Genomic DNA, 13,829 nt, shown 5'->3' on the forward strand with positions numbered 1-13,829 from the left:
ACGATGGACACCCTTGCTCTTGGCTAACGGTTGGCACTACCAGCCCCCGTACTGGACTTTCACCAGCAAGTTCGCGCCCATGCTGGGCGCACAACAAAAAAGCCTATCCAATCTTAGGATAGACTTTTCGATTTATTATTTTGATTTGCTTCTAACTCTTGCTCTTTGAGTCTTATCAAGAACTCTCTTTCTTATTCTGATAGATTTTGGAGTAAGCTCTACAAGCTCATCTTCATCTATGAATTCAAGAGTTTCTTCAAGTGACATTCTTCTAGGAGGAGATAGTCTTAGTGCCTCATCAGAACCTGAAGCTCTCATGTTTGTTACCTGCTTTCTCTTGCAGACATTTACATCGATATCTCCAGATCTTACATTGCTTCCTACTACCATTCCTTGATACACCTTTTGACCTGGGTCAACAAATAGAGTTCCTCTGTCTTGAGCATTGAAAAGACCGTAAGCTACAGCTACTCCATCTTCGAATGCAACAAGAGAACCTTGATTTCTTGTCTCTATATCACCTTTGTATGGCTGATATCCATCAAATATAGTGTTGATTATTCCATTTCCTTTAGTATCTGTAAGGAACTGAGATCTATATCCTATAAGCCCTCTTGTAGGTATAGAAAACTCAAGTCTTACATAGCTTCCTTTACCTTGAGTCATGTTAATCATTTCGCCTTTTCTTAGACCCATTTTTTCCATTACAGGTCCCATGAACTCTTCAGGCACATCTATTACTGCTTTTTCCATAGGCTCAAGAAGCTTTCCAGCTTCGTCTTTTTTGTAAAGAACCTCAGGCTTTGATACCTGCATCTCGTAGCCTTCTCTTCTCATAGTCTCCATAAGTATAGAAAGGTGAAGCTCTCCTCTTCCTGATACTTTAAATGAGTCTGCTGATTCTGTTTCTTCTACTCTTAGGGATATATTTGTGTTTAGCTCTTTCATTAGTCTATCTCTAAGCTGTCTTGAAGTTACAAACTTTCCTTCTTGTCCAGCAAAAGGGCTGTCGTTTACAGAGAAATTCATTGCTATAGTAGGCTCTGATATAGTTACGAACTCTACAGCTTCCTGCACTTCTGGGTCTGTAAGGGTATCACCTATATGAATATCTTCTATTCCGCTAAGGGCTATGATGCTTCCCATCTTTGCTTCTTGAACTTCTACTCTTTGAAGTCCGCTGTATTCATAAAGCTTACCTATTCTAACCTTTTGTTTTTTCGTATCATCAAGGAAGTTAAGAAGCATAAGGTCTTGATTTACCCTTACTGTACCTCTTTCAACTTTACCTACTCCGATTCTTCCAACATATTCGTTGTAATCTATTGTAGTTACAAGAAGCTGTACTGGGCCATCTAGGTCTCCCTCTGGAGCTGGTATATGCTCTAATATAGCTTCGTACATGTCTTCCATAGTGTCTTTTTTCACACTAACATCTGAGCTCGCCCAGCCTCCTATTGCTGATGCAAATATAAATGGAGAATCTAGGTATCTTTCGCTATCATCAAGCTCTAGTAATAGCTCAAGCACTTCATCAACAACCTCTACTGGTCTAGCTTCCGGTCTATCTACCTTGTTTACACAAACAAGTACAGGAAGGCTCAGCTCAAGGGCTTTTTTAAGTACGAATTTTGTTTGAGGCATAGGTCCCTCAAAAGCATCTACAACAAGTATTACTCCATTTACCATTTTTAGTACTCTTTCAACCTCGCCTCCAAAGTCAGCATGGCCAGGAGTATCTACTATATTTATTTTTGTATCTTTGTATTCTATAGCAGTATTTTTAGAAAGTATAGTGATTCCTCTCTCTCTTTCAAGGTCATTGGAGTCCATTACCCTTTCTTGTACCTGCTGGTTTTCTCTAAATATTCCGCTCTGTCTAAGTAGTGCATCAACTAGCGTAGTCTTTCCGTGGTCTACGTGGGCTATTATTGCAACGTTTCTTATATCATTTCTCTTATTCAAATTCACACTTCCTTCATTAAATGTATATAGCTCGATCATTTTTTCCAAGTCTCTATTATATCATAGAGATTATAGCCCAGCAACTTCACAATTTTCAATTTCCCTTTTTATTTCATCCATCACCTTAGATACAATATCATAGTCAAACCCTCTATAGGCTAAACTCTGCCTTATTTTTTGTATTTTTTCCTCTTTTGATTTATTTTTTAAGGTTCTAAGTTTTTTCTTTGCTATATCAAGAGCATTTTCAAGTTCTGTCTCTGTATCCATATTTTTTATGGCATTTTCGATATCATCTTTTGATATTCCTTTTTCCTTTATCTTTGCAATAGTTTGATTTTTAGACCATTTTTTTGCAGGAGCTTTGCTCTCTACTATCCTACCTGCAAGTGTGGCATCATTTACAAATTGATAGTCTTCTAAAAATCTAATTGCTTCTTCTATTGCTTTTTCCTGAAATTCTTCCCTTTTTAATGTTGATTTTATTTGAGATTTTGATTTGGAAGACCTGCTTAAAAGGTCCAGACCTCTTGTCTTTGCCCTTTTTATATGGTCTTTGGAAATCATATCCTCGTATTCTTCCTCTTCAAATACCCTGCCCTCTTTTACCTTGTAATATACTATAGTCTCATCACTCAACCTGACTTTTATGTCACCGTTGAAAAAAACAGAGTAAACTGTACCCCGTATTTTTTTAACACCTGTTACAACATATGTATTTTCCATGCTAATCGCCCCTCTAAAAATCAAATCTCCCTCTATATAAAAAGGGAGATTCTAAATAGGTTAATCATCTAAGGTTTAAGCAAAATTTTTCCTGTGCTTTTTCTGCTTTCTATAATCTCATGGGCAGAACTTGCATCTTCTAGGCTAAATCTGTTGCCTATTACTATTTTTATCTTACCGCTTTCAAGCATAGGGATTACCTCAGATGCAGTTTCTTTAAGGATACTCGGTCTTGCCTTTATGGTAGTTCCTATACTAAACCCAAGTACCGCTCTACAGCTTCCATGAATTTCTTTTGTATTTAGGGTTCCAGGCGTACCGCTTGAGCTATTGAAATTTACAAGTCTTCCATACATAGCAAGGCATTCAAGACTCTCTCTAAATACATCTGAGCCTACAGAGTCAAGAATCACATCTGCTCCATTTCCATTTGTATATTCCTTTACCTTTTCAGCAAAAGAATCTTTTCTGTAGTTTATCACGTAATCCGCCCCTGCATCCTTTGCAATTTGGATTTTTTCGTCACTTCCTACCGTTCCAATCACTGTTCCTGCTCCAAGAAGCTTCGCCATTTGTATCGCTGTAGTTCCAATGCCTCCAGCAGCAGCGTGAATAAGTACACTCTCTCCCTTAGATAGTCTACCTACTCTAGATAAAAGATTGAAACTTGTAAAAAGTACAAGGGGTGATGCAGCTGCAATATCCATATCCATATCATCAGAAATCTTAAAAGTAAGGATTTCATCCGCCACTACGTATTCACTGTAAGAGCCGTTTGGCGGAAAGGCTATTACCTTGTCTCCAACCTTTAGGTCATAAACCCCATCTCCTACTTCTTCTATTATTCCTGCCACATCAAGTCCAGGAATTAGGGGGGGATTTCCTGCACCATGAAAATCTCCTTTTCTTGTTTTTATATCTGCAAAATTAACACTTATTCCACTCGCTTTTATGAGTACCTGACCTTTTTCTGGTTTTGGCTTTTCAACTTCCTTAAAATTCAGTACCTCAGGTCCTCCAAAATTTTCAATTAATATAGCTTTCATGACATCCTCCCTTTCTATAATTTATATATATCATTTATAACTTCACCTAAAACATTTCTACATTAAAATATATGGCTTTTTACCTTATCTAAATTAGACTTTTTGGTATTCTTCTGTTAATATTTTAAGAGAATAAAGACAAATTTATAAAGGAGTTTTTCTAATGGATAATAAAACAGTTCTTGCACAAATAGGTTCTTACGAAGTAACACAGGCTGACCTAGACCACATGATGGCAAACCTTAATCCTCAGGTATCTCAAAACTTTCAAGGTGAAGAAGGAAAAAAAGCCCTTTTAGAGGAGCTTGTTAACCAAAAGCTTATATATATCGAAGCTATGGAAAACAATATACACGAAGAAGAAAAATACAAAGCTGACTTTGAAAAGCTAGTAGAAAACTTCACTACTCAATATGCAATCCAAAGACTTATCAACTCAGTTTCAGTAACTCATGAAGAACTTGAAGAATACTATAATAATAATCAAGAGTCTTTCAAGAGTCCTGAGAAGGTAAAAGCTAGTCATATACTTGTAGATTCAGAAGAGCTTGCATCTGAGCTACAGCGTCAAATAGCTCAAGGAGCTTCATTTGAAGACCTTGCAGCTGAGCACTCTTCTTGTCCTTCAAAGGAAAGAGGGGGAGATCTTGGAGAATTCACAAAAGGGCAGATGGTTCCAGAATTTGAAGATGCTGCATTTTACCTTGCTCCTGGAGAGGTTTCTGGTCCTGTACAGACTCAATTTGGATATCACCTTATAAAGCTTGCTCACAAATCAGAAAGCAAGACTATGGAGTTTGAAGAAGTGAGAAGTAACCTTCTTAAAAATATTATGGCTGAAAGACAGCACATGAAATATCAAGAGCATATAGCTGACCTTAGAGCTAAGCACAATATTAACATGAAGTAATTTTTAAAGTCTGCCTCTGGCAGGCTTTTTTCTTTAATTAAATCATAAAAAAACCCGGGTATCCCCGGGTATTTGTTTTGGAAATTAGATTCTTGTAACGTTAGCCGCTTGAGGACCTTTGTCACCATCAACTATTTCAAACTCAACTTGTTGTCCCTCTTCAAGAGTTCTATAACCCTCAGATTGGATAGCTGAGAAATGTACGAAAACATCATTTTCGCCTTCTACTGAAATAAATCCAAAACCCTTTTCTCCATTAAACCATTTAACTACTCCTGTTTTCACCCTGAATTCCTCCTGTTTCTTTTATAATACTTCTATATAATTTTAACACGATTAGAATATTCAGTCAATAAAGATAATTAAAGTGTTTGTATTTTGTAATTTGGGTAAATAGCTAATCAGGAGGTGATTATTTGGACAATTATAGCAATATCTACCTAGCCGTTTTTTTCATTATAACCTTCTTATGGGTTATTGAAATTATAAAATTCAGACCAGAAGTGGCAGATGGTCAAAGCAAAAAAACCTTTTATCAAATACTTTTTTCTATTGTAAGCTCTATCGTATTGACATCTGTTTTTTTCTTTTCAGATACATTTTCAGTTCCTTCTAGCTTACGGCCCTTTTTTATTAATATCGGAATCATAGGATATGCTATAGGGATTTTTGTCAGGCTCTGGTCTAGATTCGAGCTTGGAAAATATTTTTCCCACCATGTGGCAGTTGATATAGAGCAGGAGCTTATATCAAAAGGTCCCTACAAGTATTTTAGACATCCTCTTTATATAGGACTGTTTTTACTTACTGTATCAGTTCCTGTTTTTACTTTTAACTATGGGGGATTGATTTACGCTCTACTTTCTATGAAGTATTCTCTCTCTCAAAGAATAAATGAAGAAGAGCTTGAGATGGAAAAAGTTCTTGGTCAAAGATATATCGATTGGAAAAAAGATAGATATAAAATTTTTTAAGGAGGGTTATTATGAAAGCTGTGGTAATTGGAGGGGGACTTGGAGGCATATCATCTGCTATTTCTCTGAAAAAAGAAGGATACGATGTACATCTTTACGAAAAAAATAGCCATATAGGCGGAAAATTGAACCAGCTCAAAGAAAATGGCTTTACATTTGACCTAGGTCCTTCCATACTAACTCTTCCCCATGTCTTTGAAAGCCTGTTTGAGCTTCATGACAAAAATATATATGATTATGTAAAGTTCACAAGACTTGACCTAGAGTGGAGATGTTTTTTTGAAGATGGCCTAATCCTTGATCTTTATGGGGACGAAAACAAACTAATGGTCAAAAATCAGTTTTTGACGATGCTTGATATCGAAGGTTTTAAAAATTTCAAAAGCTATTCAAAATCATTGTTTGAAAACTCATATGAAGGTTATTACGAAAAGGGACTTGATACACTAAAGGAGCTGACCTCTTTTTATGGAATAAAGACCATGAGCAGTAAGTTTGATTATTTTTCAACCTTTAGCAGAGGAGTTCATAGATATATTAAAGAGCCTCATCTAAGAGAGGCTATGGACTTTTTTATCAAATATGTTGGTTCTTCGGCATATGATGCTCCAGCAGTCCTTAATCAAATGGCACATGTGCAGTTTGAATATGGTCTTAATTATGTGGATGGAGGAATGTACAATCTTGCCAAAGCTCTTCATAGGCTTATGGAGGATATAGGCATCAATATCCATTTGGAAAATGAAATTGTAAATCTTGAAAAAAACGAAGATGAAAAAAGTATTGAATTTGCAGTTTTAAAAGACGGCTCAAAAATTCGATCGGATATATTTATCTCCAATATGGAAGTCATCCCAATGTATAGAGATATATTAAAAGAAGATGAAAAATTCCTGAAAAAACTAAGTCCGTTTAAGCCTTCATGCTCTGGACTTGTGATTCATATAGGAACAGACAAGATATATAATGAGCTTGCACATCACAACTTTTTCTTTTCAGGAAATCAAAAAAAACATTTTGATGATGTATTTAAAAAGGGAGTCTTACCAGATGACCCTACCTTATATGTTGTTGCTCCAAGTAGGACCGACCCATCTGTATCCCCTGATGGTATGGACAACATAAAAATACTTCCTCATATACCTCATATGAATGAAAATAACTATACCCATGAGGATTATATGGTTTTAAAGGAGAGGATTTTTGACAAACTTGAGAGAATGGGTTTGAGTGATATTAGAAGCCATATAGTATATGAACATGTGTGGACCCCTATAGATATACAGAAAAATTATTATTCTAATATGGGCTCCATCTATGGAGTGGTTTCTGATAAAAAAATAAATAAAGGAATCAAGGCTCCAAAGACCAGCAGTCTTTACAAAAATCTTTTCTTTGTAGGGGGTAGTGTAAATCCTGGCCCTGGTATGCCTATGGTCACCCTTTCTGGAAAACAGGTAGTAAAAAGAATCAAAGAAGAAATATAAATAAAAAAGCAGTGTACTGGCTTTTGCTTTCGCTAGTACACTGCTTTTTGTTTTATATTATTTAAAATGCCCAGTTTCCATCTTTAAATAGCTGGATTTCTTCCCCTTCATGAGTTACTGCAAATATATTCATCTCTGGACTTCCAACCATAAAGTCAACATGAGTTAAAGATGTATTTGCACCCTTTTCGTTTAGCTCTTCCTTTGAAAGCTTCTCTCCACCTTTTAGGTTTTTAGGGTATGCACTTCCAAGGGCTAAGTGACAAGATGCATTTTCATCAAATAATGTATTGAAAAATATTATTCCAGTATTTGATACAGGACTATCATAAGGAACAAGTGCTACCTCTCCTAGATAGTGCGAGCCTTCGTCAGTCTCTATAAGCTCTTTTAATGTATCATATCCCTTTTCAGCACTGTAATCTACTATCTTTCCATCTTTAAAATGAAGTACAAAATCGTCTATAAGGTTCCCAGCGTAGTTGAGAGGTAAAGTACTTGAAACATGACCATTTACTCCAGTTTTTAGAGGAAGTGTAAATACCTCTTCTGTAGGCATATTTGCTATAAAATAAACCCCTTTTGTAGTATCTTCTCCTCCACCTGCCCAAATATGGTTTTGAGGAAGCTCTACTTTAAGATCTGTCTTTTCTGATTTGAAGTGAAGATGCTTGAACTGCTTCTCATTTAGATAGTTTACCCTTTCTGTAAGGTGGCTTGTATGCTCTTCCCATGCCTTTACAGGGTTATCAAGATCAGCTCTTGTAGCTTTGAAGATGTTTTCCCATAACTTTTCCATTGCTTGCTCTTCATTTAGCTCTGGGAAAACTTTTTTCGCCCATGCATCATTTGGAACAGCCGCAACGCACCATGCTATATCAGAGTTCATCATATATCTTCTAAACTTTTCTAAAGCCTTGCTGTTTGCTTTGTTTGCTTCTGCGATTCTCTTTGGATCTACATTTTTAAATATATCAGGATCTGCTCCAGTGATGCTTAGTACAGCTGCACCTTCCTCTGCCATCTTTGCAAACCCATCTGCCTTCCACTGCAGGGCTTCAGAAAACGCTTCAAAGGGTGCATTCATATATTTAACAAGTGATAGCTTGTCATCTCTGTAATCTACGTGAACATGTTTAGCTCCATTTAGATATGCCTTTTCTGCAACCATTCTTACAAAGTCTGCTGCTTCAATTGGAGCATTCACTAGAAGAGTTTGATTTTTCTGTATATTAACTCCATTTTTCACTAAAAGCTCCGCATATTTCTCCATATTCTGCTTTATCATTAATATCCCCCTCTTAATTTTTAGTATATTCTATTTTAACATAAAATTCTGATATATAATAAAAAAATTTTATGACTTATTTACTTTTGACTTGCTCTACCCTGACAAATTTGCACTAAGTTGTATAATGACAGTAATACTCAGAACCTAAGGTTTAGAAGTTCTTCATAAAAAATACTGAAGTCCAAATAGAAAATCTTCTATAAGTACTTCAGTATCTTAGTTAATTATTTAGTTTTAGTTGCAGCCACTGCATGAAGAACAGCCAGAATCTCCTGTACTTAGGGCTTCTACATAAATGCTTTTTATTTCTCCATTTTCAAAAGGTAAGATTTCAAAGCCTTCATATTGCTCTATAAGGCTTTTTTCTACAACGTATTTCATACCCTCAAACTCAATCTGCTCATCATTTTCCTTCACTTCGTCTACAGCAAGATTGAACATAGGTCCTGAACAGCCCGAACCAGACATAAATATTCTTACTACATTACCTTCTATTTGTTTTTCTGATAGTATCTCTTTTAGTCTATCAGAAGCTTCTTTTTGTATAGAAATTCCCATTTAAACAGCTCCTATTCCTAAATGACATCAAATATCATATTCCAATTAGAATTTTACTCCTTTGGACATTCTATGTCAATGAAGGTTTCATATGAATATCTTATAATAAAAATAGATAAACTTAATACTATCTAAAATCCATATATCTATCTATTATCTTTTCAAAATCCTTATCTGTAATCCTTTCATCTAAAAGGCTTTTATCTTCGTATTTTAGTATTTCCCATACTTCCTCATGGTAGGCTTCATGCCCCACTTTTATATTGTAAATAGGGGAAAGAGTTTCAAGCTCTATGGCCTTCTTATCTGTATATACCTCAAGGTTGCACCCTCCATCAATATATTCCCTATCTTCAAATTTATCAAATCTCTTTATAAAGATGTCCTCACCCTCAATATAGCATGCACATCTTTTTCCAGAATCTATTCCTATTTTTAGTTTTCCTTCCATTTCCTGTTGTCTTATTGCCACAAATCTATTGGAAAGCTCAAATCTTTTGTCTTTGATATCTGTATATGGCCATATGGAAAATTGTCTATTTGGCAAAAATCCAGTATCCTTATCATCAAGAGGCATTATTGCAACCCCTCCCATTCTCATGACAGTTATTGCCCATAGAGCCACTTTCACGTCAAAAAGTCCGTTGTTTCTTAATTTATGGACTATTTTAAAATTGTGTTCGTCCATAGGTGATATTTCAATTGTTTTTCTAAGACTAGTCATTTTTTCTTCCTTTTGTCTGATTATCACCTTGTTTTCTGAGACCTCAAACTCTACAGGGTCGTTGTCTGGAATATAGGTTCTCGGAAATGATTCTGGTCCATGCCAAAATCTATGCCCTCCTACAAGCTTCCAGTCCTCACCCTCTACGAACATCTTTAGAGGTAAGTCTTCTCCTAATATATTTTCCCCTTCAGCCCTCTTAAACGATATTATTCTAGGACCAAAATCAAGAGTGACAAGCATTTCATTTCCGCCTTTGGATATCTGAAGACATCGTCCGTATTTCTGATTTTTTATTACCTTGGCATTAAACATAAAAACTCCCCCTTAAAATATTGAGCTTGGTTTATACTATAGCTAATATATTCTTAGTTATAAAGATTTTTCACTATAATCAATAGGTTTAATTTCATTATTTATTGGTATCTTAAGTTATATTCATACTTACCTAAAGAAATAGCTTTTAATCATTGGTTTATAATTATTGATTAAACAAATTAAATTGGAGGGATTAACATTTATTCACTTTTATGGTTTAGAAACGATTTGAGAATCCACGATAATGAAGCTCTTTTTAATGCCGCAAATAGCAAGCTTCCTGTCATTGGAATATATGTATTTGATGACACTGAGTTTAGAAAAACAGGTTTTGGATTTGATAGTATGGCAAGTCATCGTCTCAATTTCATATTAGAGAGTCTTGAGGATTTAAAGAAAAACCTTGAAAAATTAAACATACCCCTACTTGTTTATAAGGGAGATACTGCTGATATAATTCCAAAATTGGATTTAGATATATCAGCTATTTACTACCATGATGAAGGGGCATTTTTCGAAAAAAACATTGAAAACAAGCTCAAATCTCGTATGAAAAATACTGAGTTTTATGGGTTTTACGGAAGAAATCTTTTTCATCCTGATGATATCCCTTATGAAAAAAATGCAGTACCTTCTGTATTCACTGCTTTTAAGAAAAAAACTGAAAACAGGACTTCTGTAAGGGCAGTCTTTCCAGATATAAAGATTCAAGATAAGGTAGTACTTGATATAGAAAAAAATGAAATCCCAAGGATTGAAGACTTTGGTTTTTCAAAATATAAAAGAGATAAAAGATCATCTTCTGATTTTTATGGCGGCGAAACTCAGGCACTCAAAGAGCTTGATTACTATTTTTTTGAAACAAAGTTAGTGCTTACCTATAAGGAGACTAGAAATGGACTTACTGGAAGGGATTTTTCCTCAAAGCTCTCCCCTTATCTTGCAAGAGGATGCATATCTCCAAGGTATGTATATAAAAAACTAAAGGAATTTGAAGATATAGAAGGAAGTAATGATTCTACATATTGGCTGTTTTTTGAATTGATGTGGAGAGATTATTTTTACTTTGTAAACGAGATGTATCCCATTAAAATGTATTCCAAATATGGCATCAGGGGAGTGGATTTTAGCTGGGACTATAACAAAGAGTATATGGATAAATGGATTGGTGGTGAGACAGGTTTTGAGCTTGTAGATGCTGCTATGAATGAGCTTAAAGCTACAGGCTTTATGTCAAACAGGAACAGGCAGATAGCTTCAAGCTTCTTGACTAAAAACCTTAATATAGACTGGAGATTTGGAGCTGAATACTTCGAGTCTATGCTTATAGACTTTGATGTATATAGCAATTATGGGAACTGGCAGTATGGTGCAGGAGTGGGCAACGATCCACGAAGTTTTAGATATTTTTCTGTGGAAATCCAGGAAAAGAAGTTTGACAAAGATAGAAGCTTTAGAGATCTCTGGCTCGAAAAAGACTACAACTTAGATAAAATAGTGGATTTCAAAGAGTCCATATCAAAGAATAAGGAAAAGTATAAAAGAGCTTTTAATACCTTATAAAAAATACCCTACCCATAAAAAGTCTTAGTTTGGCTTAATGGGTAGGGTATTTTTAAAACTCAAGCTTTTTGCCATATATCTTTTCAAAAAGCTCATAGCTTATATATACTCTTTTGATGGAATCCGAAGTATTCGAAAGACTGGATTCATTTATTATTACAGAGGCTTTTGATAAATCAACAAGACTTCCATCCCTTTTTTTAATCCATATATTTTCTTTTTTGTTTTCATAAATTTTAATCTCTACGTCATCTTCAAAGTAGAAATATTCATCTTTAAAATTCATCTCTTCATTAGGATATTTTCCGTTATTTAGTGCTTTTTTAATTTTTTCTTTCAATATCTTTAATTTGTCTTCATCTCCTATTTGAAATGTATATTTTTTGAATTTTTTTCTATTAGTGAATGATTTGCATAAAAAGCTAAGGATTACGTCCTCATTTTGCTGCCATATTGATATATGGTAAAGCAAAGTAGTATCGTCAATCTCATGATACTCTAGGGGAGTTATATCCCTTCCTTCAAATAGTTTTTTCATTACAGGACTGACCTCAATATTTTGTTTGGACTGATGAAGGAAAATAGCTCTTTTGAATATTTTCTTTAATATTCCCTCCATCTGCTTTTTTATTGAGTGCTGATATACCTCTTTGTGCATATAATATCTAGCAAGTATATACTCCTCAAGAGTGGCCATATATTTTTCATGGATAAATATTCTAAAGTTCCCATCTTCTGTCATTTCGGCTCCAAAAGCTCTTATCAGCCTCTTTATATCATATATCCCATTTGTCACACTTGTAAAATAAGCATCCCTTAGTAGATAATCCATCCTATCTGCATCAATTTGTGAGCTTACAAGCATAGATATTATGGAAAAAATCCCATCATTAGCTTTGTGACTATAATCTTTTGATATGATGTCTGTAAGTCTTTCTAAAAACTCTTCACCAAAGTTTTTTCTAATCACCTTATTTATTTCTGTATCTTTAGAGTTCAAAATATCTATAGCCCATTTTTCATGTTCCTTTAGCTGAAATAACTTTTCAAAGGTATGGGAAAAAGGCCCGTGACCAATATCATGAAGCAGAGCTGCACAAAGAGCCAGTTCTTTGTCCTGCTCTTTAACCTTATGGCCCAGCTCTTCAAGTATATTGGAAAAATGATCAATCAGTCTGTACATCACATAATAGGTTCCAAGTGAATGGGCAAGTCTGCTATGGGTAGCTGTAGGAAATACCATATGCTCACAGCTTAGCTGCCTTATACGGTTTAATCTTTGAAATTCTTTAGTATCAATTAGGGCAAAAAACTTTTCGCTAAAAACTATATCAAGATGGACTGCATCTCTTATTATCTTATCAAAGCGCATTGAAAAAGCCCCTTCCAAACTTATTAGAGTAATATACCTCTTAACTCCTGAATATCTTTGATTACGTACTTTGGTACAATTTCCTTTGGTATTTCCTTATCATAAGGATTCAAAAAGCAGGTATCTATCCCAAAATCTATACCCCCTTTTATATCTGCATATATCGAATCACCAACCATAAGAATCTCATTTTTATCAGTAACATCCGAAAGTCTTGCGGCATGCTCAAATATCCCTCTATGGGGTTTTGCTATACCAATATCAGAAGAAATGACAATATGGTCAAAATACTTTATAATCTCTGAACTTGCAAATCTTCTCTCCTGAACACTCTTACTACCATTTGTAACTATAGTGAGCTTGTACCCCTTTTCATAAAGACCTTTCACAGTTTCATAGGCACCATCAAACAAATGGGATTCGTAAGATAAAAATTCAAGATACTCTTTATCTAGTTCCTTGCAGTCTAAATCAAGCTGCGGAAGAAACATCCTCCATCTTTCGCTGTGAACCTCCTCTATAGAAGCTTCACCTTTTTCAAATCGCTCCCACATAATCTGATTATATTTTTTATATCTTATCAAATCTCTACTCTCATCATAGTCTAAACTATGGGCTTTCATGGTTTTTTCAAGAGCTGAGCTTTCTGATTTTGAAAAATCAAACAAAGTATTGTCAGCATCTAGCATTATCAATTTATAAATATCAATCATCTCCTATTCCATTTTAAACCATTATATCATTACTAAACCTATATCTTAAGTCTTCACAGCCTAAAGAATTTTTATGAATTTATTATATAACCTGAATTATTCATACACTTCTTTTAAAATCTTTAAAAGCATTTAAGCGTAAGCTTTACAAAGGCGTAGCCTTTTACACCTATTAGGTGAAA

At 34.8% G+C, this 13,829-nt stretch carries 13 protein-coding genes; 4 read left to right on the forward strand and 9 right to left on the reverse strand.

Annotation, left to right across the window (positions count from 1 at the left end; translation table 11 throughout):
- Positions 1 to 135 precede the first annotated feature (135 nt).
- The 3 genes from typA to J2Z35_RS13825 form a co-directional block, all read right to left on the reverse strand.
- Positions 136 to 1,965 (reverse strand): translational GTPase TypA, encoded by a 1,830-nt coding sequence (typA, locus tag J2Z35_RS13815; RefSeq protein ID WP_245330921.1) that lies wholly within the window; start codon positions 1,963 to 1,965, stop codon positions 136 to 138.
- A 69-nt stretch (positions 1,966 to 2,034) separates the two neighbouring features.
- Entirely contained in the window at positions 2,035 to 2,691 is a 657-nt protein-coding gene (locus J2Z35_RS13820; RefSeq protein WP_209661987.1) for a regulatory protein RecX, read from the reverse strand.
- Between the two features lie 68 nt (positions 2,692 to 2,759).
- Entirely contained in the window at positions 2,760 to 3,737 is a 978-nt protein-coding gene (locus J2Z35_RS13825; RefSeq protein WP_209661988.1) for a quinone oxidoreductase family protein, read from the reverse strand.
- A 163-nt stretch (positions 3,738 to 3,900) separates the two neighbouring features.
- On the opposite strand from J2Z35_RS13825, the gene J2Z35_RS13830 reads away from it, so the two are divergent.
- The gene (locus tag J2Z35_RS13830) at positions 3,901 to 4,647 is read left to right on the forward strand and encodes a peptidylprolyl isomerase (protein ID WP_245330922.1); all 747 of its coding nucleotides are present in this window, start codon (positions 3,901 to 3,903) and stop codon (positions 4,645 to 4,647) included.
- 84 nt (positions 4,648 to 4,731) lie between these two features.
- Here the strand turns inward: J2Z35_RS13830 and J2Z35_RS13835 are convergent, their stop codons facing one another.
- Positions 4,732 to 4,932, reverse strand: a complete 201-nt coding sequence (locus J2Z35_RS13835; protein ID WP_209661989.1) for a cold-shock protein — start codon at positions 4,930 to 4,932, stop codon at positions 4,732 to 4,734.
- Between the two features lie 131 nt (positions 4,933 to 5,063).
- Between J2Z35_RS13835 and J2Z35_RS13840 the strand changes: the two genes are divergently transcribed.
- Together J2Z35_RS13840 and J2Z35_RS13845 are read left to right on the forward strand one after the other, a co-directional pair.
- Positions 5,064 to 5,621 carry a methyltransferase family protein gene (locus tag J2Z35_RS13840; RefSeq protein ID WP_209661990.1) on the forward strand — a complete coding sequence of 186 codons (558 nt, stop codon included), beginning with the start codon at positions 5,064 to 5,066 and terminating at the stop codon, positions 5,619 to 5,621.
- 11 nt (positions 5,622 to 5,632) lie between these two features.
- The gene (locus tag J2Z35_RS13845; protein WP_209661991.1) at positions 5,633 to 7,108 is read left to right on the forward strand and encodes a phytoene desaturase family protein; all 1,476 of its coding nucleotides are present in this window, start codon (positions 5,633 to 5,635) and stop codon (positions 7,106 to 7,108) included.
- A gap of 61 nt (positions 7,109 to 7,169) precedes the next feature.
- Here the strand turns inward: J2Z35_RS13845 and J2Z35_RS13850 are convergent, their stop codons facing one another.
- From J2Z35_RS13850 to J2Z35_RS13860, 3 genes are all read right to left on the reverse strand, one after another.
- Entirely contained in the window at positions 7,170 to 8,396 is a 1,227-nt protein-coding gene (locus tag J2Z35_RS13850) for an aminopeptidase (RefSeq protein WP_245330923.1), read from the reverse strand.
- Between the two features lie 237 nt (positions 8,397 to 8,633).
- Positions 8,634 to 8,957 (reverse strand): HesB-like protein, encoded by a 324-nt coding sequence (locus J2Z35_RS13855; protein WP_209661992.1) that lies wholly within the window; start codon positions 8,955 to 8,957, stop codon positions 8,634 to 8,636.
- Positions 8,958 to 9,084: 127 nt separating this feature from the next.
- A complete protein-coding gene (locus J2Z35_RS13860; RefSeq protein WP_209661993.1) occupies positions 9,085 to 9,996 on the reverse strand; it encodes a hypothetical protein in 912 nt (303 codons plus the stop codon).
- Between the two features lie 201 nt (positions 9,997 to 10,197).
- Between J2Z35_RS13860 and J2Z35_RS13865 the strand changes: the two genes are divergently transcribed.
- A complete protein-coding gene (locus J2Z35_RS13865; protein ID WP_330623500.1) occupies positions 10,198 to 11,562 on the forward strand; it encodes a DASH family cryptochrome in 1,365 nt (454 codons plus the stop codon).
- Between the two features lie 52 nt (positions 11,563 to 11,614).
- Here J2Z35_RS13865 and J2Z35_RS13870 read toward each other — a convergent pair whose 3' ends face one another.
- Together J2Z35_RS13870 and J2Z35_RS13875 are read right to left on the reverse strand one after the other, a co-directional pair.
- Positions 11,615 to 12,934 (reverse strand): HD domain-containing protein, encoded by a 1,320-nt coding sequence (locus J2Z35_RS13870; RefSeq protein ID WP_209661995.1) that lies wholly within the window; start codon positions 12,932 to 12,934, stop codon positions 11,615 to 11,617.
- A 23-nt stretch (positions 12,935 to 12,957) separates the two neighbouring features.
- Positions 12,958 to 13,647, reverse strand: a complete 690-nt coding sequence (locus tag J2Z35_RS13875; protein ID WP_209661996.1) for a YjjG family noncanonical pyrimidine nucleotidase — start codon at positions 13,645 to 13,647, stop codon at positions 12,958 to 12,960.
- Between the last annotated feature and the right edge of the window lie 182 nt (positions 13,648 to 13,829).

Origin of the sequence: Acetoanaerobium pronyense, assembly GCF_017874355.1 — a bacterium.
Classification (GTDB): Bacteria; Bacillota; Clostridia; order Peptostreptococcales; family Filifactoraceae; genus Acetoanaerobium; species Acetoanaerobium pronyense.